The sequence below is a fragment of the Nostoc sp. genome (assembly GCF_036919495.1).
GTDB lineage: Bacteria > Cyanobacteriota > Cyanobacteriia > Cyanobacteriales > Nostocaceae > Nostoc.
In genome coordinates this window covers 58,812-84,714 of the sequence record NZ_JBALBZ010000091.1, presented here as the reverse complement: position 1 = coordinate 84,714, position 25,903 = coordinate 58,812, and the positions used below count along the sequence as shown (strand labels likewise).

Genomic DNA, 25,903 nt, shown 5'->3' with positions numbered 1-25,903 from the left:
AAGTCACTTACGATTTCTCCAAATTGATTAATTTTTATCGCTTTTTAATGTGAAGAAATATTTCGCCAACAGTGTCAGCGAAGCTGTCACCAGGGGCAAGATAGCCTGAAAGTATTGTGGTTGTCGGTGGAACCATAATATTGCCGTTTTTACGTGCTTATGCTTCTAATTCAAATCGGCAATATTATCCTTCCAATATCTCTAATCCTTGCAGGCTATACATTTGACGATAAAAGGGTTAATAACGCACCCAGACTAAAAATGTAGGATTGAAATCCCCTAAAACTGAAACCCTTTTGGCATAAGTATTTGGCAATCATACATCAACCAAAAAATCAAATCTTAAGATTACCTTTTTTTGGCAAGCTTATGGTAAGAAATTTGATTTTCGGCAATATTATGGTTCCAATGCATCAAAAAAGAATGCGATCGCTCTCACGGAAGAATAAGTATTACAGCCCTTAAAGCGGCAATGTTATGGTTCCACCGACATGTGGTGTCGGTGGAACCATAATATTGCCGTTTTTACGTGCTTATGCTTCTAATTCAAATTGGCAATATTATCCTTCCAATGTCTCTAATTCTTACAGGCTATGCATTTGGCAATAAAATGGTTGATAACGAACCTGGACTAAAATGTAGGATTGAAATCCCCTAAAAACCTGAAGCTCTTCTGGCATAAGGATTTGGCAATCATACATCAACCAAAAAATCAAATCTTAAGATTACCTTTTTTTGGCAAGCTTATAATTCCATTTTTGATTGACGGCAATATTATGGTTCCAATGCATCAAAAAAGGATGCGATCGCTCTTCTCTTAAAAACTTTTTGGTTTACTGATATATGAGACTTATGACATAAATCTTGTGATAGAGAGACGATAACAAGATGAAATTGTATTCTGTTAACAATGTCATTTCTATAAAGAATTGAAATCAAAACAATTACTCAATATTATTACCAACAAAAACAGAATGGAGTAAACAGATGAAGTTTGCCCTAAGACGCCGCAAGTTAGGTCAATTGATGATTATCAGCACAGTAGGAGCTACGATCGCTAATTTTGTAGAGAAAGGTGTAGCCCAAACTCAAGTAAAAAAAACTACCCCAATGGTGGCAACTTCCACTTCTGAAATTGTGAAGGTGACGCTACAAGTGAATGGAACACCACATAGTTTGCAAATTGAACCGCGTGTTACCTTACTTGATGCACTTCGGGAATACATAGGATTAATTGGTACTAAAAAAGGTTGCGATCATGGTCAGTGTGGTGCTTGTACGGTGCTGGTTGATGGGCAACGCATTAATTCGTGCCTGACATTTGCAATTATGCACACCGACGCAAAAATCACAACTATTGAAGGACTAGAACAAGGAAACAATCTGCACCCGATGCAAGCTGCGTTTCTGTCCCGCGATGCGTTTCAGTGTGGCTACTGCACGCCAGGACAGATTTGTTCGGCAGTGGGTTTAGTCAACGAAGGACACGCTAAATCGGATGCCGATATTCGCGAACTAATGAGCGGCAATATCTGCCGTTGTGGGGCTTATCCAAATATCGTGGCTGCTGTCCGCGATGTCTTAGAGGGAAAAAAAGATGCAGCCGTTTAGCTATAAGAAAGCAGGACAGGCAGAAAATGCCGTGGCGTTGGTTACTCCAGATGCCCAAGCTTCGTATATCGCTGGTGGTACTAGCCTCATCGATTTGATGAAGCTGAATGTCCAGACCCCAAGAGAGTTGGTTGACATTAACCCACTCCCACTGAGCAAGATAGAAGTACAGGGTAACGGTGTGCGGATTGGAGCAACGGCAAGCAATAGCGATGTTGCTTATAATCCGATCGTTCAAGAGCGTTATCCTGTGCTATCAGAGGCGTTGCTGTCTGGGGCATCACCGCAACTGCGAAACATGGCGACAGTGGGCGGAAATTTGCTGCAACGTACCCGGTGTTACTACTTCCGCGATCCTTCGATGCCCTGTAACAAGCGCGTTCCCGGTTCGGGTTGTGCGGCAATTGAGGGTTATAATCGCATCCATGCGATTCTTGGCGGTAGCGATCGCTGTATTGCCACCCATCCCTCTGATATGGCGGTGGCAATGGTGGGACTCGATGCCGTTGTGCAGACACGCGGGCCGAGAGGAGAGCGGAGTATTCCCCTTGTAGATTTTCATCTTCTACCTGGCGAAACGCCAGAAAGGGAAACAGTTCTAGAGCATGGAGAGTTAATTGTTGCCGTTGATTTACCTGCTTCAACCTTTGGGAAGCGATCGCACTATTTAAAAGTCCGCGATCGCGCCTCCTATGCTTTTGCGATGGCATCGGTTGCAGCTGCATTAGATATTCAAAATGGTATCATTCGCTCGGCACGCATTGCCCTTGGTGGCGTGGGAACAAAGCCCTGGCGTGCCTTTGAAGCAGAAAAAATACTTTTGAACAAGCCCGCAAATCAGGCAACATTTCAAGCAGCAGCGTCGGCTGCGATCGCCGGAGCTAAACCTCAAAAATACAACGGCTTTAAAGTCGAACTGACTAAACGCACAATTGTTAAAGCGCTGGCAACGGTGGGAGGGATGGCATGAATACAAAGGACACAAATACAGTTGTCGGCAAACCGCTCAATCGAGTTGATGGATACCTGAAGGTGACTGGTGGCGCACGTTACGCGGCTGAGTTCCCGGTAGCAAAAATGACTTATGGAGTGACAATTCAAAGTGCGATCGCCAAAGGTAAAATAGCCCAAATCAATACCAAGGCGGCGGAACAAGTACCAGGTGTATTAGCAGTTATTACCCACCTCAACGCGCCCAAAGCTTCTGGAGAAAAAGGCGGCGGTCATAAGGTGCAAGTGCTACAAGATAACATTGTCCTGTATAGCGGTCAGCATATTGGTGTCGTCGTTGCCGATACCTTTGAAAGAGCGATGTATGCTGCCTCTTTGGTGCAAGTTCGCTATGACGAAGAGAAACCAACCATTAATATGCGGGAGAATCTCGCTAAGGCATACTTGCCTAAAGGTAAAATCCCTAGAGAGGAACCGCCCGATTTAGCGCACGGCAATGTTAGCCAGGGACTAGCGGCGGCGGCTGTTCGCGTCGAGCAAACCTATACCACCCCAGTAGAAAATCACAATCCGATGGAGCCTCATGCTACAACAGCAGTTTGGCAAGGCGATGAACTGCTACTGTATGACGCAACTCAGGGAATTTTTTCGACTCAACGAAAAGTTGCGGAGGTATTAGGAATTGAGCCTGAGAAAGTCCGCATTATGTCTTATTTTGTGGGCGGTGGCTTCGGTTGCAAAGGATCGGCTTGGTCGCACGTACCGCTAGCTGCGATGGCAGCACGGCAGGTTAATCGCCCAGTAAAATTAGTTTTGGGACGCATACAGATGTACGGGCCTGTCGGCTTTCGACCGGAGACAATTCAACAGGTTTCTCTCGGTGCAACCCGCGATGGCAAATTGACTGCTTTGCGACACGCCGGCACTTCCCAAACTTCAACTTTCGATGAATTTATCGAACCTGTTGGTAAAAGCGCCCGTATGCTTTATGCTAGCCCGCATATCAAAACTAGCCACCGTCTGGTTCAACTCGATCAAGGAACACCAACCTATATGCGGGCCCCAGGCGAAGCTTCTGGGTCCTTTGCCCTAGAATCGGCAATGGATGAACTAGCTTATGCGCTCAATATCGATCCCATCGAACTGCGTTTGCGTAACTATGCTGAAGTCGATCCTAGTAAAGGACTGCCCTGGTCGAGCAAGTCACTCAGAGAATGTTACAAATTAGGGGCAGAAAAGTTTGGCTGGCAAAAGCGCAATCCCAAGCCCCGTTCAATGCGCGATGGTAACTATTTGATTGGTTGGGGTATGGCAACAGCTACTTATCCTACCAACCGTTCCCCAGCATCAGCGATCGCCCGAATTATGGCAGACGGTACAGCCGTTGTATTGAGCGGTTCCCAAGATATTGGTACGGGAACTTATACTGTCATGACTCAAGTTGCAGCTGAGGCACTCGGTCTACCAGTTAGCAAAGTCCGCTTTGAATTAGGCGATACCAAGATGCCAGAAACCCCCGTTTCTGGTGGTTCACAAACCGCCGCCAGTGTGAGTTCGGCTGTACATTTAGCGGGAAATCAAGCTCGCAGTCAGCTTTTGCAACTAGCACTCGCCGATCAAAAATCACCGCTTTATAGTTCAAATGCTGAAGATGTGATTGCCGAAAATGGCAGCTTTTTCTTAAAAAATAAATCCTCTGCAACCGAAACATATCAGGCAATCTTGGCACGGCATGGAATGAATTTGATCGAAGCGCGTGCAGATGCCAAGCTGGGAGAAGAACAGAAGAAGTTCTCAATGCACGCATTTGGAGCGCAGTTTGCCGAAGTTCGTGTTGAGCCTGACTTGGGTGAAGTGCGAGTATCGCGTTGGGTGGGAACTTTCGGTGTTGGACGCATCCTTAATGCTAAAACAGCCAACAGTCAGCTGATTGGTGGGATTATCTATGGTATTGGCATGGCGCTAATGGAACATACGGTAATAGACCCGAATCTAGGACGCGTTGTCAACCATGATTTAGCTGAGTATCACGTACCAGTGAATGCAGACGTTCCCGATATTCAAGTGTTGTTTGTCGATGAACACGATCCACATATCAACCCGCTTGGTGTCAAGGGAATTGGTGAAATTGGCATTACCGGCACTGCGGCGGCGATCGCTAACGCTGTCTATCATGCCACAGGTAAGCGTATTCGCGATTTGCCAATTACCTTAGACAAGCTGCTGTAGATATGGCGATCGCCGAAACGATGAAAGCTCAATCATCCCATTAGCGATGGCTAACTTCCAAACTCAATCAAGTTGATTAACTTGCGATCGCTTCCATCGGGCGGTTACGCCATCGCAACTGTCTTTTTCCGCGAAGGACGCTTGCGGTCTGATTTTTTCTTCAATCCCACGGCTTGAGCTTGATCGCTATCTGAGCCATATTGCCCGCGTACAACTTCTTTCATCGCTAATACGGCATTATGAAATTCCCACTCTGCTAATCGCGCAGTATCAGCAGCAGCACGGTAGAAAGCTAGTTTCTCGGTTTCGGTTTGCTGAGAAATCAACATTGTCTGATAAGCTTCCTGTAAGTTTGCAGCTGAGGCATCAGCACGAGTTGTGTTATAGGTGCTGACGGTTTGCAAACCGTGGAATGAGTCAATATCTTGACTAATGGTTTGAGGGCGCAAACGGCGTGTCGTGTCTTGGATGGTCATAGATATATTCAGTAGGATGATTTGTATTTAATGTACCCATTGAAACTTAAAATCTATCAGTAAAATAAAGATTTTAAATCGGCAATCTTAAAAAAATAGTAAGTTTTTGCAATGCATCGACTGGCATTGTGAATGCATCGACTTGCATTGTGAATGCATTGACTTGTATTGTGAATGCATTGGCTTGTATTGTGAATGCATCGACTTGCATTGTGAATGCATTGGCTTGTATTGTGAATGCATCGACTTGCATTAGACATCTCCGGAAAAGATTTAGAAACCTTAAATTCACGCGCAGACCTAACCCCCCTACCCCCCTTTCCTTGTAGGTAAGGGGGAATTAAAGCCTCTCTCTGCTTCGGGGAGAGGTTTGGAGAGGGGTCAGGAATTAATTTTCGGAGATGTCTATTGTGAATGCATCTTGCGGAGTATGTTTTAAAACACACCTTAGCTAGAGTCTTTGTGCCAGATAGCCGTGATACCATACCGCTCATTCCTGTTGTTGCTTATATATAGGAGATAATTATGGAAATCAGTAGACGCAGCTTGTTAAAAACTGCTTCTGCTTCGGGATTAGTGGCAGCAGGACTTGCAGTTTCGGAAGGGTTTTTGCAACCGACCCTCGCCGAAACAAAATCTGTTGATGAAAATACTCAACTGCTAGCCCAAAGTTCACCCGCTTCAACTCGACGCGGCGAAATGTTGTATCGCAATCTCGGACGCACCAAAGAACAAGTATCTGTGATTGGCTTGGGAGGGTATCACATTGGAAAAATTGAAGAAGAGCAAGAAAGTATTAAGTTGATCCGCAGTGCCATCGATCGCGGCATCAACTTTATGGATAACTCTTGGGACTATAACAACGGACGTAGCCACCGTTGGATGGGAAATGCTCTTAAGAATGGTTATCGCCAAAAGGTTTTTCTAATGACGAAAATCGATGGTCGCACCAAAGGTGCTGCCAAAATGCAGATTGATGAATCGCTCAAAGATTTACAAGTCGATCACATCGATTTATTGCAGCATCATGAAATACTCCGCTTTGAAGACCCCGATCGTGTCTTTGCTCCCGGCGGCGCGATGGAAGCAGTTGTAGAAGCGCAGAAAGCGGGCAAAATTAGCTATATCGGTTTTACAGGACATAAGAATCCCCAGATTCACCTCCAGATGCTAGAAACTGCTGCACAAAATGGTTTCCGCTTCGACACTGTGCAGATGCCGTTGAATGTCATGGATGCCCATTTTAGAAGTTTTGAACATCTGGTTTTACCTGTGCTAGTGAAAAACAACATTGGTGTCCTGGGAATGAAATCAATTGGAGAGTCTTACATTCTCAGAAGCAACACGGTTAGTGCGATCGAGTGCCTACATTACGCAATGAATTTGCCCACCTCAGTCGTAATTACAGGCATTGATAGCATGAGAATTTTAGACCAAGCCTTTGAGGCAGTCCGCACGTTTGAGCCAATGGATCGCGCCCGAGTGGCAGCACTTTTAGCACGTACCCGTGAGGCAGCAGCTAAAGGGCAGTACGAACGATATAAGACCACAACCCAAAATGATAGTACAGCGATGAATCCAGCTTGGCTGGGGTAAATATTAATGCAATCAAATGAACGAACTACAAGCAATTTTAGAAGGCTTCGAGTCAAGTCAAAAAATTGGTAAAATCACTTTCCTTGCCACTGTAGTCAAAACTCAAGGTTCAACCTATCGCCGACCAGGTGCCAAAATGTTGATGACAAATACAGGCGAGATGATTGGAACAATCAGCGCTGGTTGTTTAGAGAATGACGTATTTGAGCATACTCAACAGCGAATGTCAGACGGCGAACCAATTGTTGTTACTTACGATAACACCGCCTCTGAAGATATTCTTTGGGGCTTTGGTCTGGGATGCAATGGAATAGTGCAAGTTCTCATCGAACGTCTTGAGAGAGAAAACACGCCGAATGCGATCGCTTTTACACAGGAGTGCTTTAATAAAAAACATTTGGGTATTATTGCTACAGTCTTTGCATTTGAAGGCGCAGTAAAAGTCAAACTTGGGTCACGCTTACTGCTATATCCAAATGGTAAAATTATCACCGACATCAAAGATCCAAATTTAATTCAATTTCTGCTTGCAGATAGTCAAGCAGCTTTTGCTCATCAAAAGTCAAAGGTAAATAACTATCACTTACCTTTAGGTAGTGTAGAAGTTTTCATCGAAGTCATCCAACCACCGACACATGCAGTAATATTTGGTGCAGGTTACGATGCTGTACCTGTAGCACAGTTTGCTCAATCATTAGGTTGGGACGTTACTGTAGTAGATTGTCGAGCTAATGAGGCAACTAAAGCGCGATTTACTATGCCTTGTGATGTGATTCTGACTCGGCGAGAAACTGTACAAAAACAGATATTTATAGATGCTTACACAGTTTCTGTGGTCATGACGCATAATTACCTTGACGACCTGGAAATTTTAAAGATGTTGCTGCCATCTCCTACACGCTACATAGGAGTTTTAGGCCCAAAGTCGCGTACTGAAAGATTACTTGAAGATTTACGTTCGCAAGGAATAGTTTATACTACTGAACAATTAAAAAGATTGCATGGCCCTATTGGGATTGACATCGGAGCGGATACACCTGAAGGAATAGCGATCGCCATTATTGCTGAAATTCAAGCAGTGCTAACAAATCGCAGTGGTAGTTTTTTAAGAAATCGCAATCAACCAATTCACCAATCCTATGAAAGCAATCCAAACTTGCTACTTACCACATAGTTTTTATCTGTTATGGTATTTAACACTGAGCAAATAGACAATGAGAAATCAACTATAGCCATTATGATTCTTGCTGCTGGTGCATCTACTCGGATGGGTACACCTAAACAACTATTGCATTACCAAGGACGTAGTTTTTTGCAATACATTACAGAAATGGCGATCGCTTCAGTTTGTCAACCTGTAGTAGTAGTACTTGGAGCAAATGCAGAACAGATTTATCCCCAAGTTAAGCAACTTCCCGTTACAGTAGTTAAGAACTTGGATTGGGCTTGTGGAATGAGTGCTTCAATCAAGAGCGGTATTGAATTGTTAAATAATCTTCCTAAAAAAATAGAAGCAGTAGTTATTACACTTTGCGACCAGCCATTTGTTTCTCACCAAATTATTAATCAACTTGTTGATGCATATTATTCGACAAAAAAACCGATTATAGCATGTGAATATGCAGGAACATTAGGTGTACCTGCTCTATTTAGTCAGATATTTTTTTTAGAACTTGCTGCTTTGAAAGAAAATTCAGGGGCAAAAAAAGTTATTAATAAAAACCTTAATGAAGTGTTTTCCATTCCGTTTCCACTAGGGGATATCGATATTGATACACCAAAGGATTACGAACAATTGATATCAATTACCAAAGCGCAGAATTAACTTATTCCACTGCTATGATATCCCCGGCTTATCGCCAGTTGAAGAATTCAGAAGCAAAGCCGAAGACGTTTCCGTTAGCTCCGGTCATAAGCTGTTGCGCCTTCAATTTGCACTAATATTTTTTCAAGATGATTGTGGGGTGGGCATCCTGCCCGCCCTGATAAGGCAAGTTATATACGTAACAGCTTTACCAATTCGCAATTCGCAATTCGCAATACTCGTCAAAGGCGAGAAGCAAGCTACGCAATGGGCAACTATTGGAGACGCTAAAAGCGAACGCCCCGCTACGTTCGCGCAACATTTCGTAGAGAAGAGAGCAATTAAAAAACTTAGAGATACTTGCCTTTCAGGATTTATACTGTTTCACTTTAAGATTGATACAGATGGCAAGCAGGGGGAGCAGAGGAGGCAGGGGTAGCAAGAATAGTGATTTATTTGTTATCAATAATTTCGTGAAATGGTATTACATCTGTTTCATAATTTTAGTGAATTGGTATCAGAACAAGATAGTGGGGGATTCAAACCCGCCACTGTCTTACTCACCATAACTTAGACTAATCGTCTAAGAAGCTGTAAACTGTAATTTTTCTAATCGCGCCAGCACTTCTGAACTATGAATGTTTGGGTTGACTTTAACAAAAGTCTCGCGCAATACGCCTTGAGGATCGATGATAAAACTGTGGCGCATAGATAAAAAGCCCAGCCACGAACCGTAAGCTTTACTCACTGAACCATCAGTGTCAGCCAACAGAGGAAATTTTAGTCCCTCTGAATCACAAAATTCGGCGTGAGAATCAATATCATCAGCACTTACGCCAATAATCTGGGCATTTTTTTCGAGGTATTGGGGTAAATCTTGCTGAAAACGGCGAGCCTCTATAGTACAACCAGAGGTGAAGTCTTTTGGATAAAAGTAGAGGACTAGCCACTTACCGCGCAAGTCAGAAAGGGAAATTTTGCCATTACCTGTATTGGTTGGCAAAGTAAACTCTGGTGCGGGTTGATTAATTGCAGGAAGTTTACCACCAAGGGCGTCAGCAGCAGGGGTAAAATTCAGCCAGCTGATGAGAGAAATACAGCTGGCAAATAATATGCTTAAAAAAGTGCGGCGGGAAATCATGGTGAAAACCAGAATTACAACTTTACACAAGTTTACAATTCTTCGTTGCTGCGAATCTCACTTTAAATCAGATTCGGGTGGGGTATCTGTGCTTTCGATGTATTGGCTATCTAAGAGAAAGGCTCCCCTAGTAAAGCGAATACCCCAATATCCACCAGGTCTGCGGTCAATGACTATACCCTCTTCGCCAAGGTGAATTACGTCGGGCGGGCGCAGCATGGGCATGGGTTCAGCAGTTTTTACGTAGGGCGGTAGTGCAACAACCCGCACTTTACTACCAATTGCGAATTCTTTAGACATTTTAATCAAGCTAGGAGTTTTGAATTAACTCATAACTCATAACTAGCTTAAAAGTCTACTAAATAGGGAAAGGGAAAGGGGAAAAATTTCATCCCCTTTCCGCGTCTTCTGCAAGAAGTCTATTAATTTTTGACTATGGAAAACAATGCTTAGACATTAGTCAAGTTAGCTATTTTTTGAAAAATTATTATTGAGGATTGCCTTGTTGACGGCGTGAAGGAGCATTTTGACGTAATTGCTCTAATTTTTGGCGCTGTTCGGGGGTCAAGACTGCTTGAATCTGTTGTTTTTCAGACTCGTGGATTTGTCGGAGTTGGGTTTTTTGTATTTCACTCAGATTTAAGTCAGCATAACCACCCTTTCCTCGATGTTGACCTGGTTGGCGTTGACCTTGACCTGTTTGCCCCTGAGCCTTACGGGCTTGCCACTCAGCCCGACGTGCTTGTTTTGCCGCGTCTAACTTGGCCTTTTGTTCTGGGGTGAAAACAGCCTCCATTTTGGTATGGCTATCACGGCGAATTGACTGAATTTGGGTTTTTTGAGCATCTGTCAGACCCAATTCTTTCCAAGGGCCCCTTTCTTTCTGTGGAGTTTGTGCAAGTAACACGGGTGAAGGAGAGGCTGTTTGGGCGTTAACAGCAAAGGAGGTTGCACTTAAAGTTAGAGCGATCGCTCCAGCGACTAGAGATAATGCTTTGAGTTTCATTACTTATCTGGTGGGTTTTTCCTGGTTGGATGCCACTATCATAAGAACTTATCTTTAGTAATCACATGAGGAGAAAGTCATGGTTTTACCCATGACTTTAGTCATGATGGAATTTTAACAAATATGATTGACAATAAATAGTTAGGAGTTAGGAATAATTAAAAATTTTATTATGATTAATTTACAGATTATTATTTAGTTGATTAAGTAATATTTTCACACTCTGTATTTACTCTTAACTAAGCGAAAATTTGAAATTGCGGAAGCTACCGCTAAAATATTCATAATTCCTAACTCTAATTTTTAACTTCTAACTCCTAACTCATTCATAACTGGAGCAAAGCAGCTGATGAGTCGTCCAATTCAAATTAAGAAACATCCTTTTCCGTCTCTACTTTATCTAGAGTGGACATTACTGGCGATCACTGCATTGACAGCCGTTATCCCTCCTCCGTTAGGGCATTTTCGTCCTAAGCCTCCAGAACTATCAATTTGTAGTGCATTTCCAGACTTGTCAGTTTGTAGCATACTACCAGAACTATCAATTTATAGTCTGATTATTTTTGCAGCGATGGGCTTAAAATTACCCAGAAATAACCAGACAAACAAGGTAATTTACACAGGTATTGAAATTTTATTGATTTTGATAATTGGACTCTTTGGAGAGAGATTTGCTCGGCTTTTCCCCTTTCTCTACATAATTTTAGTGACTCGTAGTTGTTTGATTCTTCAGTTAAATGGGCGCTTATTCGTTACAAGCTTATCATTTTCATTATTTTTACTTACTACACAACTAAAATATCAATTATTCAATTTTCAAGCATCGCCACAAGCACAAGAGAGATATCGATTTTTAATTTTGAATTCGTCGCTGGTGTTTGGCTTAAGTTTGGTTTTTGTGTTGTTGATGATGAATGCAGTATTGTCTGAACGGCAAAGTCGAGAAAAGCTAGCGATCGCTAATGAAAAACTGCGCCAATATGCCATGCAAATTGAAAATCAAGCTACTTTAGAAGAACGCAACCGCATTGCTCGTGAAATTCATGATTCATTAGGACATTCTCTAACTGCTTTAAATCTGCAATTAGAAACCGCTTTAAAACTATGGCAATCTAACCCAGGTAAGGCTGAAACATTTCTAGCAACAGCAAAGGAATTAGGTTCAAAAGCGCTAAAAGATGTCCGCGAATCTGTTTCTACTATGCGTTTGAATCCCTTACAAGAACAATCTTTAGAACGGGCGATCGCTAGTCTTTCAGAAAATTTTCATCGCTCAAATGGTATTTTACCAATTTATCAAATCAACCTGCAATATCCTCTACCACCTGAAATAAACACCGCTATTTACCGGATTACTCAAGAATCTTTGACAAATATATCTAAATATGCTGATGCCACAGAGGTTAAACTGGAATTGGGTACGACTAGAGGCAATTTGCGATTGATAATTCAAGATAATGGTAGAGGTTTTGATTTAGGGCAAAATACTACAGGTTTTGGGCTTCATAGTATGCGCGATCGCACTTTAGCACTTGGAGGCGAGTTTAATATTAATAGCGCTCCTGGTTCTGGCTGCAAAATTACAGTTAATATTCCCTTAACGAGGTTAGCATAATGATTAAAGTGCTGCTAGTAGATGACCAAGGTTTAATTCGTCAAGGATTAAGAGCGTTATTAGAATTAGAACCAGATTTAGAGATAGTGGGAGAAGCAGAAAACGGTGAACAGGCGATTAATTTAGTTGCTGAATTTCAGCCAGATGTAGTATTGCTGGATATCAGAATGCCCATTATGGATGGAGTTGCAGCCACGCGAGAAATTCAAAAACGCTTTGGCAAAACTAAAATTTTAGTACTGACGACTTTTGATGATGATGAATATGTATCAGCAGCGTTGCAAAATGGGGCAATGGGTTATTTATTGAAAGATACACCCTCAGAAGAATTAGCTGTTGCTATTCGTGCCGTTTATAAAGGATATACTCAATTAGGCCCAGGTATAGTAAAAAAACTGTTAACTCAGTTTTCTAATGGTACACCAACCCAGTCACCGCCTGTACCCTCTACTTTAGCTGAACTCACTCCGAGAGAAAAAGAGGTTTTGCGACTAATAGCTACAGGTGCTAGTAACCGAGAAATTGCTCAGGAACTCTACATTTCTGAGGGGACAGTAAAAAATCATGTTACGAATATTTTAAACAGATTAAATCTGCGCGATCGCACTCAAGCTGCAATTTGGGCAAATACCTATTTATCCTATTTAAATGAGCCTAATTAAATAATCTTTATCGGAGTGAGGTATATGATAGCTCCCTTCTCCCTTCTCCCTTCTCCCTTGCAGGAGATTGGGGGAGGGGTTCAGTAGCTAGTCAAGCCAGAACCACTAGAAGTAGTTATCATAAAGTCAGCTATTTTGCCCTAGATGATAACTTTACTATTTCCGCCCCAAAGATTGAACTTGCAATAAGATAACTCCCAAAATCTACTGAGTCAATTTTTATAAAAAGTAAAAATGTCCGTAATCATGCGGTTTAGAATCAATATTTCTCTAAGCATAATCAAAGTAATAATGAAACTGATTGATGAACAACTTATCTAAGCAGTCCCACGCTAGTAGCGGCACATCGCCCTGGAGAATTTCGCCAAGCACGTCAAATTCTCGCTTTTATGAACCAACGGGTACAGATTCTCATGATTATTGATGTAACCCATACCGATTGCCCTGGAGCTTGGTCTGAGGAAGATGTATTACTCGCCTTTGGTTTCATACCTGGGAGTAACCGACCCCCCATTGTCAAGGTGAACGCAACACAAAGAGACTCTGTAGCTGAGGCAGTGATTGTTTTAGGACAGCACTTAATGCAAAGTTATGCAGCCTAATATATTTTTAAATTTCTGTATTTTCTAGTAATCTTTCCTTGACTTAGTTTTAACTGCTGTAAATCAAATTATTATATTGCCACTTAATAATCTTTAAAATAAATTGTGAAGTTAATTAAGCCAGTACTTTACCAAATTTTCAAAAATACGAGTAAAAAAATAGTAATCACACGGATTTAAACATAATGGTAAAAATATTTAAATAGAGCTAGGTAACAATTAGTATATACCCACGATAATCAACGAATTAAAGAAGGAATATTATGGCTATTACTGGTAATTTTGCCGATTTTTCTTTGCCAGAATTACTTCACTTTTTAGAGCAAGGACAAAAAACAGGACTACTTTATATTGGGTTTGTAGTTGGAGACACTAAGAATTGTACAACGCAAGCCTACTACATCTGGCTGCAACAAGGTCGCGTGATTGCCGCGGCTGACCGCTTGGACGAAAAAGGTTTGATGTCAATGATTGCTCAACGTGGGTGGATAAGCGAACGCGTTATCTCTAGAGTAATTAAAGTTGATGCCTCTTCTACTAACACACCGATGGGGCTGTGTTTAAAGTCCCAAGGACTGCTGGAACCGGAACAACTGAAAATACTATTTAACACCCAGGTATTACAGCAAGTATGTGCTTTATTTCAAATTAAGGATGCTCTGTTTACATTTGATGCGACAGCAAATTTGCCCTTAGCAGAAATGACAGGTTTAAGTATGTCAGCGACTGAGATAATACTCCAGGGATTGCGAACCTTGCGAGACTGGACAGCTTTAGCAGATAAGCTACCAAAGTGTACTTCAGGTTTATCAAGTTTGCCGAAACAGCCCCAGATACCGCTTAATGCTCAGGAATGGCAACTGTGGGAATTTGTCAACAGTGAGGTTTCTCTAGAGAACATTGCCAATCAGCTGAGAATATCCACAGAAACTGTGCAGCAAATTGCCTTCCTATTAATAGTGGTCGGTTTAGCAGAAGAACATTTTATGGGTGCTGTTTCTCCCATGTCCACCTTGGAAGAGTACACTCACCCAGTCGCCTCAGTAGAAGTAGGACAGGAGCTTCCCGAAAAGCCAATTGTTAGCCAGTCTTTTCTTAAAAGTTTAGTAGGTTTTCTGCGAGGTAAAACCTAGTGGTCTATCGCAAGGCGGAAGTCAAAAGTCAAAAGTTACGCGTAAAAGTCAAAAAGAATGTATAGACGTAATAGTGCTACGTCTATACGTTTATACAGGGGTTCTAATTAACGTATATTTCATTTCGGTAGATGTCTACTACATTAATATATTTGAGGTAATTTAAATAACTCCAAACATTCATTTTTTAAAACGCCCTTTGTTACTTTGATGTTTCTAAATGACTTAGCGATTACCTCTTCGCAAGATATATTAATTTGTGATTGATTTATCGAAATTAAATCTTGAATTGAAGCACCATATACAATTTCTGCTACACCACTCCAAACACAAGCAGTTGCACACATCGGACAAGGTTCGCCAGTTGTATATATGCTATAACCTTCTAAAGAAGGGTTTTTAAGTTTAGCTGTTAAACTACGAATAACGTTAATTTCCGCATGGGCTGATGGATCGTTGTCTCTGTTAACAGTGTTATGAGCTACGGCAACGACTTCGTTATCTTTAATAATCACAGCACCATAAGGCGCATCTCCTTTTTTTGCTTCTGCCAAAGCTAAACGCATAAAATATTCTGGGTTCATATAAGCTGAGGTTAACATAAGGATAATGATTAATAATATCTTATTTATAATGCTATAAATGGGAATTAAGATTAGTTAATGGTCGAATATGTTACTGAGCAGACAAGAAACAGAATTCTACTTAAAAGACCTGGAAACACCAATAGGTAAAGCGATTAATTTAACACTTGCCGCTATGGTGCTAATATCATCAGGAATTTTTGTGGCAGAAACTTATAATCTTCCTAATTCTGTGCGGTTTCAGTTGAATGTAGCCGATACTGCGATCGTCATTATCTTTGCGGTGGAATATGCACTCCGTTTGTGGAGTGCAGAAAACAAAATTAAGTATATTTTTAGCTTTTATTCGATTATTGACTTAATGGCAATTTTGCCTTTCTTTCTAGGAATGGTGGATATCAGCTTTATCCGCCTACTGCGATGGTTTCGGATTTTACGATTAATCAGATTTATCGATAGGAAATTTCTATTCGCCACTATCAGCACCGAAGATGGTATGATTTTTACGCGAATATTATTTACATTATTTGCAATTGTTTTTATTTATTCTGGCTTAATTTATCAAGTCGAGCATCCGGTTAATCCTCAAAATTATGGTACGTTTTTAGATGCCTTTTATTTCTCTGTTGTCACAATGACAACTGTAGGATTTGGCGATGTTATTCCAATTTCGGAATTAGGGCGCTTGCTAACAGTGCTGATGATTTTTACAGGAATTGCCCTGATTCCTTGGCAAGTGGGAGATTTAATTAAGCGAGTTGTGAAAACTGCTAATCAGGTAGAAACAGTTTGTTCAGGTTGTGGTTTGGCTTTCCATGATGTAGATGCTGGGTTTTGTAAAAGGTGCGGGACTAAGTTACCTAGTCGCAGGGTTGATTGAGAGAGTAAGTGGTGGCACTGACGAAGCATAAATTTTAGAGTGTGCTACAATCTTGTAGTAAAGCAGATGACAAACCTGAGAAAGCCAAATGTTCTAAAAAACGCTGCAAACATTGAGTCGTTTAATTTCTCTTACTTTCAGTAATTCCCTAAAAAGGAGTAAAGGCAATGAATGCATTACCGCATAATCCAATTGCAGATATGTATGGGCCAGATTTTTTCTGTTTTATTACTTTGTTATTGGGATAACTTTGGTAGTTTGCCGAGAGCTAGTGCAAGAAAAGCGGGTGGAGTTGATATCGGGCATTTGTCCCCGCTACCTTATACTCAAGAAGCTGTGGAAGTAATCTGTCGCAATATTGCCGAAGTGCGGCGCTGGGTTGATGTACCACTGATTCTGGAAAATATCACTTACATGGTGACGCTTCCAGGTGCAGAAATGACTGAAGCCCAGTTTTTAGCCGAGGTGGTAGAACATTCTGATTGTGGACTGTTATTAGATATAACGCTACTAGCCGCTTAATTGTGTGTTGGTTTCGTTATTCTGTTGGCATAGCGAGTGCAGAGGGGATGAAGCGCCAAGCAACGATCGCAATTTGGTTTCGGTTCTCCAAGCGATCGCAACTGCGGCATATTTTGCGCTCACTATAGCGTGTTAATTACCACGTAGTTCACGGTAAAATAATCTTTCTCTGGCGATCGCTCAGGAAAGTGATAACAACCAATGTCTACCCTCAACCTCATTTCCGAATATAAAAGCTTTGGTGGCAAACTCGGCTTTTACAGTCATTCCTCCTCAACCTGTAACGGTGAAATGCGCTTTGCTGTTTATCAACCACCACAAGCAACTCAAAAACCTGTACCGATTCTCTATTTCCTCTCTGGGTTAAGTTCCACAGAAGAGAATTTTATGGTTAAGGCGGGAGTGCAGCGCTTTGCATCTGAGTACGGTTTGATGTTGGTTGCACCAGATACGAGTCCGCGTAATACTGGCATTGCAGGTGAGGATGATGACTGGGATTTTGGCACAGGTGCGGGCTTTTATGTTGATGCTACAGAGGAACCGTGGCGCAAAAACTATCAAATGTATAGTTATGTCGTCCAGGAATTACCTGCTTTAATTACCGCTAACTTTCCTACGCAACCGGAAAAACAAGGTATTTTCGGTCATTCGATGGGGGGACATGGGGCGCTTGTCTGTGCAATGAGAAACCCAGAACTTTACAAATCAGTATCAGCTTTTGCACCTATCACTGCACCTATGAGTTGTCCTTGGGGTCAAAAGGCTTTGGGTGGTTATCTTGGCAACAATCAAGAAAGTTGGCGTGATTATGATGCTAGTGAATTAGTCAAAAAAGTAGGATATCACAGTTCGATTCTGATTGACCAAGGAACTGCTGATAAATTTTTAGCTGAACAATTACTACCAGAGGTATTTGAGCAAGCTTGTGCAGATGTTAGTCAGCCGCTAAACTTGCGTTATCAAGAAGGCTACGACCACAGTTATTATTTCATCGCCAGTTTTATTGAAGATCATATCCGCCACCATGCGTTAGCGTAGCTTACCGTAGGTATCGCTTTATTAATTACAGCAGTTTTCATCTATTTAAACCCCACATTTCTATTTTTATTTTTGAACCAGAATACGAGAAATACGATGGTGTAAAAGTCTAACAAAAATAATGTAATATCAGGTTCGGGTGATAACTTCGTAATAAAATCTATCAATGTAGCGACTCTGTTAAAAGCCAAGCGTATTGGGCGATCGTTAGTGAAACAGCAATACATGACAGATATATAATTGGTTAAACTTTGTTTTTGAGCAAATAAATATGAGTGATTTTGACCATTCTCAGCATCGAAAAGATTATATCATCCTCTTAATAATTTGGCTGATAGCATTAGCTATAGATAGAGCTTGGTTTTTCTTAGATGACTCGATTCCAGCCTACGATCAAAGTGCACATTTAGCTACAGCATTACATCATTATAGAATTTTTCAAAACTTCAATATCTTCTCAGGAGATTGGTGGTTATCTCTGTGGGAATTAACTCCAAGTTATCGCGCTCCTTTTGTATATATTTGCACTGTCCCATTTTTGATGTTATTTGGACGTGGATATGACCAAGCAAGTTTGGTCAACTTATTATATACTGCGATGATTATATTTTCAGTATATCATTTAGGTAATTTTTTATTTAACAACCGGAAAACTAGCATAACTGCCAGCATATTTTGTGTGTTATTTCCTATTTTGGGAATTATTCGGACAGATTATTTAATAGATTATGGTTTGACAGCAATTGTTATAGTAACTTTTACAGTTTTGACAATTTGGAAAGATAGTTATATTGGGTTTGTATCATGGGGCTTAACTATCCTACTGGGCATTGGAATAGGTTTAATCTTGTTGTCTAAACCTACAGGTTTTATTTTTATTTTAGTTCCTAGTATTTGGGCATTAATTAGTTTTATTACAAAACGTAGATTTATCAAGCTAATTCAAGCTTGCTCATCTTTGATAATAGCTTGGTTAATTTGTAGTTTTTGGTATGGCTTAAATTGGTTAACAATTATTACATCGGCATTAAACGCTAACCAAGTGGGAAAAAGTGAGGGCGATCCTTCTGCTACAACTATTGCTGGATGGTTATACTATCCAAAAATGATCCCAGAAACTGTTAGTTTACCAATATTATGTGTGAGTATTGGCATTTTATTAGTTTATCTGATTAAATATAAATTTACTACTAATTTAATTTCAGTAAATCTCCATAAATCGGCTCGAATTTGGTTATTAGTTACCTTAGTAAGTAGCTATATAATTTGTACTTTAGGCACAAATAAAGACATTAGATTTATTCTGCCATGCTTTCCAATAATTAGTTTAATATTGGCGGATTTATTCAATTTAATTGAAAATATATATTTTGATAGACTGAGATTAGCTACTGTAGTATTAAGTAGCATAGTTTTACTAAATAATTTGTTTCCATTACCCCTAATTCAAGCATGGGGTGGTAGACATTTACCTAATAATGATGCTAAAGAATATCCTCTGGAGAAACTGATAGACAAAATTACCGAAACAAATTTATATTTAAGGTCGAATCTAGGGGTAATTCCTGTTTCTACACCGCAGATAAATGAGTATACTTTAAATTATTTTGGGGCATTAGCAGATTTTCGCGTATCAGGCAGAAAATTAACAACCAAATTATCTCAGGTAGAGCAAGATTTACAATATTTTTGTTGGTATATTACTAGAGATAATGAACCATATAACCCTGGAGAAAGCGGAGATACTAAACGGAAATTAAAATCTTTAGTCGAATCCTCTACTGATTTGAAATTACAGGGTGATTGGATATTACCTCATAAAGAAAAAATGCATTTATATAACTGCAAAAATCCTCCTGTAGCTGTTGAAAAAATAAATAATAGTCAGTCTGTAATTAGTCTAGAAAAAGTGGAAACTTCTCAACAATTAATTTTAGATAAAAATAACCCCGTAAGCTATGAAATAACAGGTTCATGGGATGATTTGCAAAACGGTATATTACTGTTAAAATGGCAAAATAGCCAATCATCTTGGTATCACGATCATGCCATTGGCTTAGGTAATTTATACTGGGGCATCAAATGTCATCCTGAAGGAACTTTCCGAGTGAAAGAAGCCTTAGCTACATTTATTCCTAAAACACTACCACTAGGAAAATATCAGCTATCAGCGCTATATTTAGATAGAAGGAATAACAAAACCACATCGTTAAATATTCCAGATATTACTGTAAATGTGACAGATGTTGGAACAGTAGAAAAATCGCCAGCTTTAGATTTAGTTACCCGAACTTCACAGCTAGCCCAAGAGTTACAACAGGGTAAAATAAATAATATATTTGTGCAAGTAGCTCATTTCAATCAATACGATCCTACTCAAGATTATTTAAAACAAATTGATTTCGCGGCTAATTATTATCTGCAAACAGAACCAAATAATTTAAATTGGCGTTACACTTTAGTCTTATCACAACTTTTACAGCGCCAAGTCCCAGAATTAATCCAAAATTTAAAAGAATTAACTAAATATGATGCTCAAAATCCTTACACATGGGTTTATTTAGCTTTTGTTTATTTATATAATTTTCAACCTGCACAAGCGGAACCAAAATTAGCGATCGCAGAACAATTAAAACCAGATATACCAGAATTAAAAACCTTAAAAACTGTAACAAATATTATGAAATTTTTGCTACTACAATGGTTTGCTACCAAGGAATAGGAGAAATCGCGCATGATAGCAAATTTTGCCACTTTATCACCCACAGACTGGTATCGCCTTCATACCGTCCTAGAAGCGATAAGATCAAAAATAAATTCATACTGTGTTTATGGCAACCCAACTCAGTGAAGCCAAATCCCAAACTGAACTGGTAATCTCTTGGGAAGCCTTACCCAAGGATTTTAAACTAGAGGATGAACCAGTGGAGAATACAGGTCAGCCACTTTTGGCTGGTGCTTTGCGTGAAAGCTTAGAAATCAGTGGATTCATCCAACCCCAAATGTTGATAGCTTCCAACTTTGGCCTTTGTGCCACAGTCAACGGCCAATTTATTGCCAAAGCACCTGACTGGGTTTATGTGCCATCAGTTAATCAAGTTGTGGGTAATCGCAAAAGTTATACTCCCAATTTAGAAGGAGATATCCCAGCGATCGCTATCGAATTTCTATCGGATACTGAGGGTGGAGAATATTCGGTGAAGCGAGCTTATCCACCAGGCAAATGGTTTTTTTATGAGCAAATTTTGCAGATTCCCATCTACATAATTTTTGAACCAGATGGCGGTTTATTGGAATATTATCAACTGGAAAATAAACGTTATGAGTTAAAGCAACCTGACGAAAATGGTCGTCATTGGATTGATGTAATGGGCTTATTTTTGGGAACTTGGCAAGGAACAAAAGAAGCTCGCACTGGCTATTGGTTGCGCTGGTGGGATCAAGCTGGTAATCTATTACCGTGGGCTATAGAACAGATTGAACAAGAACGCCAACTCGCTGAACAAGAACGCCAACGCGCCGAACAAGAACGCCAGCAAAAAGAACGACTCATTGCTTATTTGCAATCTCAGGGTATTGACCCGAATAATTTACCTCCGTTCGAATAGAAACTAAAAATCACCTTTTTGTAGGGGTAATTAATGAATTACCCTGACAAAAATGATGCAATTTTGCAAAACAAATTATTGTAGCAATTAAGCAACAATATAAGGCGAGTCAATCGCAGCTACACGACCAGCGTCTACCAAAGCTTGGTATACCATCACCGTTACCTCAGCGCGTGTAGCATCGCGGGTAGGATTGAGTTGTTTAAGGTTCGGGTGATTGACGATAATCCCCTTGTTTATAGCTTTTACTACCTCATCCTTAGCATATTCAGGAATCTTTGCTTGGTCATCAAAAGTTTTGGTAACGGTTGTACTATCAGCAGATAACCCCAATCCATTTACCAAGGAGACAATCACTTGTACGCGCTGGATATTTTTATTGGGGGCGAAGGTATTGTCAGGAAAACCAGAGAGAAATGAACCTTGATATGCCTGCTGAATTACCTTGGATGCCCAGAAGTTTGCTGGTACATCTTTGAATTTGATCGCGGGGCGGTTTGGCGGTGGATTGAAAGCTTTTACCAGTAATGCGGCGTATTGCGCCCGTGTCATCGTAGCATCTGGTTTAAATGTGCGATCGGGAAAACCATTAACTATGCCCAATTTGACTAATTCTCGAATAAAGCCAGCTGCCCAATGATTTTTAATATCGGTTAATTCTATAGTGGGCGTGGGCGTGGGTGTTGGAGTTGGATTGGGAGTAGGTGTTGGGGTGGGAGTAGGTGTTGGAATGGGAATGGGAATAGGAGTGGGAGTAGGTGTTGGCGTGGGTGTCGGTGTTGGAGTGGGAGTGGGAGTAGGTGTTGGAGTGGGTGTCGGAACCGAATTATCTGCAAACTCTACGTTTCCTGTGACTTTAGACGCATCTATTTTATTTCCCACAGAAACCAGCTTGTTAGAACTGGCATTTTGCAAATTAAATTTACCGTTATTGCGTAGAGTATTGCCTCCTAAATTATTGGTACTGCCGATATCCGGTAGAGCAGTTCCGATTACTGTGATACCATCGTCAGTGTTATTTTCGCAAACATTGTTACGCAATACAGGACGAGCGCTGCCAGAGATGACAATTCCAGAACGGTTTTCGTAAACTTTGTTATCTCGAAGGGTCGGTGATGCAGTATCGCTAATGGCAATGCCAAAACCTGTTTTTAAGCAGGTATTATCTTGAATTTGACCTTTGGAATTTTTAGCGATCGCAATTCCATTGGCTGCATTCTCACTGAACACATTACCTAGAATAACTGGATTAGCCTCACCTGTAGTAAATACTCCCTCGCGCTTACAGTTGGTGAAGGTGCTATTAGCAACAGTAGGGGCAGTTGATTCAATCCAGACACCAGTACCACGGCTAGCTAAATTTGTTACGGTTACTCCCCGCACTTCGGCTTTATCCAGTAGCACAAATGTGACATTCTGAGCAGCAAAAGTACGGCTCAAATAGCTACCACTCCCTTCAATTAAAATACCATTGCCTTTATTGGTTTCATCACCCACCACTGTCACCCCAGATGGAACCGTTAGCGGAAAGGCTTCACCGCTAGCAGCATTGTAATTACCTTCTGTTAGTTGAATCTTGGTGTTATCTGTAGATACCTTAAGGGCTTGCGTAATAGTTTTGAATGGGGCTTGTTGGCTACCAAGGTTAGTATCTTTGCCTGCTACTGGATTTACATAAAAACTCTGAGCCATATTATACTTCCAAAAAATACATAGCTATCTTAGCGCTAACCATAAAAGTAGGTAGCGAATGTAAAATAAGATTGTTTTTCTCAGCGTTCTCTGCGCCTCTGCGGTTAAAGAGTAATTATTTTAACTACAGAGACACAGATAAGACATAGAGAAGAGGTTAAAACAATTCGTAGTGAAGAATTCTTCACTACGAATTACGAATTAGTAATTAGTTAATAGGGCCACTTCCAATCACGAATTTCTGGCATATCGTCGCCGTGCTTCTCAATGTAATGTTTGTGTTCAATCAGCTTATCTTCCAAATGCTGTTTGACATAAGCTGCTCTATATCCTAGTTTTGGTACGCGATTAATTACGTCCATTACTAAGTGGAAGCGATCTAGATCGTTAAGCACAACCATATCAAAAGGAGTGGTGGTGGTTCCTTCTTCCTTATAGCCACGCACATGCAAGTTATCATGGTTCGCCTGACGATAGGTTAGGCGATGAATTAGCCAAGGATAGCCATGAAATGCAAAGATAATCGGTTTGTTTGTGGTAAAAATCGTTTCAAAGTCTTTTTCGCTCAAACCATGCGGATGTTCGCTTTTTGGCTGTAGTGTCATCAAATCGACTACGTTCACTACCCGCACCTTTAACTCAGGGAAGTGCTGACGCAGAATGTCAACAGCCGCTAAAGTTTCTAAGGTGGGAATATCCCCAGCACAAGCCATCACTACATCTGGTTCGCCGCCTTGGTCGTTACTTGCCCATTCCCAAATACCGATGCCTTTGGTGCAGTGCTTGATAGCAGCATCCATATTTAGGTATTGCAATGCTGGTTGCTTTCCGGCAACGATGACGTTGACATAGTTACGGCTTCTTAAACAATGGTCAGTTACCGATAGCAGAGTGTTGGCATCGGGGGGCAAATACACGCGAACGATTTCTGCTTTTTTATTAACTACATGGTCAATAAAACCGGGGTCTTGGTGCGAGAAACCGTTGTGATCCTGCCGCCAAACGTGGGAGGTGAGTAGATAATTGAGGGAAGCAATTGGTTTACGCCAGGGAATATGTCTGGTGGTTTTCAGCCATTTGGCGTGCTGATTGAACATCGAGTCAACGATGTGGATGAACGCCTCATAGCAAGAGAAAAACCCGTGGCGTCCTGTGAGGAGGTAGCCTTCTAACCATCCTTGACAATTAGTTTCGCTGAGAACTTCTATCACCCGACCATCGGGAGAAAGGTGATCATCTTCCGGGAGGATCTGGGCTGCCCAATCCCGATCTGTAACTTCTAGCACAGCGCCTAAGCGATTTGATACCGTTTCATCGGGGCCAACGATGCGGAAGTTGCGGCTTTCTTGGTTAAGTTGCATGATATCCCGCAGGAATTTTCCTGCAACTTGGGTGGCCTCAGCGATCGCTTGCCCTGGTTTGAGAACATCTACGGCATACTTTTGAAAGTCGGGCATCTTCAGGTCGCACAGCAAAAGACCGCCGTTAGCGTGGGGATTGTCACCCATGCGCCGATGCCCTTTGGGAGCCAATTCTGCTAGTTCTGGAATCAGTGTGCCGTTAGCGTCGAAGAGTTCTTCTGGTTTATAACTCTTCATCCAATCTTCTAGGAGTTTCAGGTGTTCTGGCTGTTTGGCTATGTTGCCAAAGGGAACTTGGTGCGATCGCCAAGAACCTTCAGTTTTTTTGCCATCAACTTCCTTGGGCCCTGTCCAACCTTTGGGGGTTTTCAAGACAATCATTGGCCATTGGGGGCGTTTGGTGAAACCGTGTACGCGGGCTTCTCTTTGGATACTTTGAATTTCTGCGATCGCTATATCTAGAGTCGCCGCCATTTGCTGGTGGACATCTGCGGGATCGTCGCCTTCGACAAAATAGGGCTTGTAGCCGTAGCCTACAAACAAGCTTTCTAATTCCTCATGGCTGATCCGTGCCAGTACTGTTGGGTTAGCAATTTTATACCCATTCAAGTGGAGAATCGGCAGTACAGCCCCATCATGCACGGGGTTAAGAAACTTGTTGGAATGCCAGCTAGTTGCTAAAGCACCTGTTTCAGCTTCACCGTCACCCACAACAGCAGCAACAATTAAGTCAGGGTTATCAAAGGCAGCACCGAAAGCGTGGACAAGGGCATAACCTAGTTCCCCGCCTTCGTGAATAGAACCAGGGGTTTCCGGCGCAACGTGGCTAGGAATACCACCAGGGAAAGAAAACTGTTTGAAGAGTTTCTGGATTCCTTCAGCATCCTGGGATATGTTGTGATAATACTTAGTGTAAGTGCCTTCCAGGTAGGTGTTGGCTACCAGTCCAGGGCCTCCATGACCAGGGCCAGCAATATAGATCGTGTTTAGGTCATATTTTTTAATGACCCGATTCAGGTGAGCATAGATCAAGTTCAGCCCTGGTGTTGTTCCCCAGTGACCCAAGAGCCTGGGTTTGACGTGTTCCAGCTTTAGCGGTTCTCTCAGTAGCGGATTGTCGAGTAGATATATCTGCCCAACCGAAAGATAGTTCGCTGCACGCCAGTAGGCGTTTATCTGACGTAATTCTTCTTCTGTTAAAGGCTTTGTTTGTGGAGTTATTGCTAATGTCATTATCGACACTCCATTAGAAAAGGTTTTTGGCGAATTCATCAGTATGTAATTTTACTTATTTCCAAGATGATGGCCATCTAACCCATGATTAATTTTTCCAGCCTTTGTGATTAAATTCCTTGCTTTTGGACAGGAATGGAGAGCGATGTCTACAACGGG

Annotated in this window: 24 protein-coding genes; 15 read left to right on the top strand and 9 right to left on the bottom strand. The window is 41.3% G+C overall.

The genetic code is table 11. The annotated features are described in order from the left end of the window. The first annotated feature begins 987 nt into the window (after positions 1-987). The 3 genes from V7K25_RS13975 to V7K25_RS13965 are packed head-to-tail and all read left to right on the top strand — an operon-like array spanning position 988 to position 4,791. Positions 988-1,611, top strand: a complete 624-nt coding sequence (locus V7K25_RS13975) for a (2Fe-2S)-binding protein (protein WP_335158827.1) — start codon at positions 988-990, stop codon at positions 1,609-1,611. Continuing rightward, the gene (locus V7K25_RS13970; protein ID WP_335158826.1) at positions 1,598-2,581 is read left to right on the top strand and encodes an FAD binding domain-containing protein; all 984 of its coding nucleotides are present in this window, start codon (positions 1,598-1,600) and stop codon (positions 2,579-2,581) included. The genes V7K25_RS13975 and V7K25_RS13970 overlap by 14 nt, the downstream gene beginning before the upstream one ends. Further along, a complete protein-coding gene (locus V7K25_RS13965) occupies positions 2,578-4,791 on the top strand; it encodes a xanthine dehydrogenase family protein molybdopterin-binding subunit (RefSeq protein WP_335158824.1) in 2,214 nt (737 codons plus the stop codon). Before V7K25_RS13970 ends, V7K25_RS13965 begins: the two co-directional genes overlap by 4 nt. 104 nt (positions 4,792-4,895) lie before the next feature. Here V7K25_RS13965 and V7K25_RS13960 read toward each other — a convergent pair whose 3' ends face one another. Then, on the bottom strand, positions 4,896-5,267 hold the full coding sequence (locus V7K25_RS13960) for a hypothetical protein (RefSeq protein WP_335158822.1): 372 nt from the start codon (positions 5,265-5,267) through the stop codon (positions 4,896-4,898). A gap of 73 nt (positions 5,268-5,340) precedes the next feature. Continuing rightward, positions 5,341-5,520: a hypothetical protein gene (locus V7K25_RS13955; protein ID WP_335158820.1), complete on the bottom strand. Its 180-nt coding sequence runs from the start codon at positions 5,518-5,520 to the stop codon at positions 5,341-5,343. A 272-nt stretch (positions 5,521-5,792) separates the two neighbouring features. Between V7K25_RS13955 and V7K25_RS13950 the strand changes: the two genes are divergently transcribed. Genes V7K25_RS13950 through V7K25_RS13940 form a run of 3 tightly spaced genes read left to right on the top strand, consistent with a single transcriptional unit; the run spans position 5,793 to position 8,688 of the window. Further along, positions 5,793-6,863, top strand: a complete 1,071-nt coding sequence (locus V7K25_RS13950; RefSeq protein WP_335158818.1) for an aldo/keto reductase — start codon at positions 5,793-5,795, stop codon at positions 6,861-6,863. Between the two features lie 16 nt (positions 6,864-6,879). Then, positions 6,880-8,037: an XdhC family protein gene (locus V7K25_RS13945; RefSeq protein ID WP_335158816.1), complete on the top strand. Its 1,158-nt coding sequence runs from the start codon at positions 6,880-6,882 to the stop codon at positions 8,035-8,037. A 12-nt stretch (positions 8,038-8,049) separates the two neighbouring features. Beyond that, a complete protein-coding gene (locus V7K25_RS13940) occupies positions 8,050-8,688 on the top strand; it encodes a nucleotidyltransferase family protein (protein ID WP_335158814.1) in 639 nt (212 codons plus the stop codon). Between the two features lie 562 nt (positions 8,689-9,250). Here V7K25_RS13940 and V7K25_RS13935 read toward each other — a convergent pair. From V7K25_RS13935 to V7K25_RS13925, 3 genes are all read right to left on the bottom strand, one after another. Further along, the gene (locus tag V7K25_RS13935; RefSeq protein WP_335158812.1) at positions 9,251-9,808 is read right to left on the bottom strand and encodes a peroxiredoxin; all 558 of its coding nucleotides are present in this window, start codon (positions 9,806-9,808) and stop codon (positions 9,251-9,253) included. Between the two features lie 57 nt (positions 9,809-9,865). Then, positions 9,866-10,108, bottom strand: coding sequence for a regulatory protein SipA (sipA, locus tag V7K25_RS13930; RefSeq protein WP_324974261.1), 243 nt, complete (start codon positions 10,106-10,108; stop codon positions 9,866-9,868). A 187-nt stretch (positions 10,109-10,295) separates the two neighbouring features. Next, entirely contained in the window at positions 10,296-10,814 is a 519-nt protein-coding gene (locus tag V7K25_RS13925) for a Spy/CpxP family protein refolding chaperone (RefSeq protein WP_335158809.1), read from the bottom strand. Positions 10,815-11,163: 349 nt separating this feature from the next. Between V7K25_RS13925 and V7K25_RS13920 the strand changes: the two genes are divergently transcribed. The 4 genes from V7K25_RS13920 (at position 11,164) to V7K25_RS13905 (ending at position 14,826) form a co-directional block, all read left to right on the top strand. Continuing rightward, positions 11,164-12,429, top strand: coding sequence for a sensor histidine kinase (locus tag V7K25_RS13920; RefSeq protein ID WP_335158807.1), 1,266 nt, complete (start codon positions 11,164-11,166; stop codon positions 12,427-12,429). Continuing rightward, the gene (locus tag V7K25_RS13915; protein ID WP_335158805.1) at positions 12,429-13,091 is read left to right on the top strand and encodes a response regulator transcription factor; all 663 of its coding nucleotides are present in this window, start codon (positions 12,429-12,431) and stop codon (positions 13,089-13,091) included. Before V7K25_RS13920 ends, V7K25_RS13915 begins: the two co-directional genes overlap by 1 nt. Positions 13,092-13,480: 389 nt before the next feature. Then, positions 13,481-13,693, top strand: a complete 213-nt coding sequence (locus tag V7K25_RS13910) for a hypothetical protein (protein WP_335158803.1) — start codon at positions 13,481-13,483, stop codon at positions 13,691-13,693. 263 nt (positions 13,694-13,956) lie between these two features. After that, positions 13,957-14,826 (top strand): DUF4388 domain-containing protein, encoded by an 870-nt coding sequence (locus V7K25_RS13905; RefSeq protein ID WP_335158801.1) that lies wholly within the window; start codon positions 13,957-13,959, stop codon positions 14,824-14,826. Between the two features lie 143 nt (positions 14,827-14,969). Here the strand turns inward: V7K25_RS13905 and V7K25_RS13900 are convergent, their stop codons facing one another. Beyond that, the gene (locus tag V7K25_RS13900; protein ID WP_335158829.1) at positions 14,970-15,410 is read right to left on the bottom strand and encodes a nucleoside deaminase; all 441 of its coding nucleotides are present in this window, start codon (positions 15,408-15,410) and stop codon (positions 14,970-14,972) included. 88 nt (positions 15,411-15,498) lie between these two features. Here V7K25_RS13900 and V7K25_RS13895 point away from each other — a divergent pair, with 88 nt between their 5' ends. Continuing rightward, positions 15,499-16,290 (top strand): ion transporter, encoded by a 792-nt coding sequence (locus tag V7K25_RS13895; RefSeq protein ID WP_335158799.1) that lies wholly within the window; start codon positions 15,499-15,501, stop codon positions 16,288-16,290. Between the two features lie 204 nt (positions 16,291-16,494). Beyond that, a complete protein-coding gene (locus V7K25_RS13890; protein WP_335158797.1) occupies positions 16,495-16,812 on the top strand; it encodes a multinuclear nonheme iron-dependent oxidase in 318 nt (105 codons plus the stop codon). On the opposite strand, the gene V7K25_RS13885 is transcribed toward V7K25_RS13890, so the two are convergent. Continuing rightward, positions 16,801-16,935 carry a hypothetical protein gene (locus V7K25_RS13885; protein ID WP_335158795.1) on the bottom strand — a complete coding sequence of 45 codons (135 nt, stop codon included), beginning with the start codon at positions 16,933-16,935 and terminating at the stop codon, positions 16,801-16,803. The two genes, V7K25_RS13890 and V7K25_RS13885, sit on opposite strands and share 12 nt — an antisense overlap. Positions 16,936-17,013: 78 nt before the next feature. On the opposite strand from V7K25_RS13885, the gene fghA reads away from it, so the two are divergent. The 3 genes from fghA (at position 17,014) to V7K25_RS13870 (ending at position 21,458) form a co-directional block, all read left to right on the top strand. Further along, complete coding sequence (fghA, locus tag V7K25_RS13880; RefSeq protein WP_335158793.1) at positions 17,014-17,850, top strand: S-formylglutathione hydrolase; 837 nt, start codon at positions 17,014-17,016, stop codon at positions 17,848-17,850. Between the two features lie 271 nt (positions 17,851-18,121). Next, positions 18,122-20,572 (top strand): hypothetical protein, encoded by a 2,451-nt coding sequence (locus V7K25_RS13875; RefSeq protein ID WP_335158791.1) that lies wholly within the window; start codon positions 18,122-18,124, stop codon positions 20,570-20,572. Between the two features lie 109 nt (positions 20,573-20,681). Beyond that, positions 20,682-21,458, top strand: coding sequence for a Uma2 family endonuclease (locus tag V7K25_RS13870; protein ID WP_335158789.1), 777 nt, complete (start codon positions 20,682-20,684; stop codon positions 21,456-21,458). An 87-nt stretch (positions 21,459-21,545) separates the two neighbouring features. Here V7K25_RS13870 and V7K25_RS13865 read toward each other — a convergent pair whose 3' ends face one another. Both V7K25_RS13865 and V7K25_RS13860 read right to left on the bottom strand, forming a co-directional pair. Beyond that, positions 21,546-23,150 carry a DUF1565 domain-containing protein gene (locus V7K25_RS13865; protein WP_335158787.1) on the bottom strand — a complete coding sequence of 535 codons (1,605 nt, stop codon included), beginning with the start codon at positions 23,148-23,150 and terminating at the stop codon, positions 21,546-21,548. 212 nt (positions 23,151-23,362) lie between these two features. Then, on the bottom strand, positions 23,363-25,744 hold the full coding sequence (locus V7K25_RS13860; RefSeq protein WP_335158785.1) for a phosphoketolase family protein: 2,382 nt from the start codon (positions 25,742-25,744) through the stop codon (positions 23,363-23,365). Positions 25,745-25,903 lie beyond the last annotated feature (159 nt).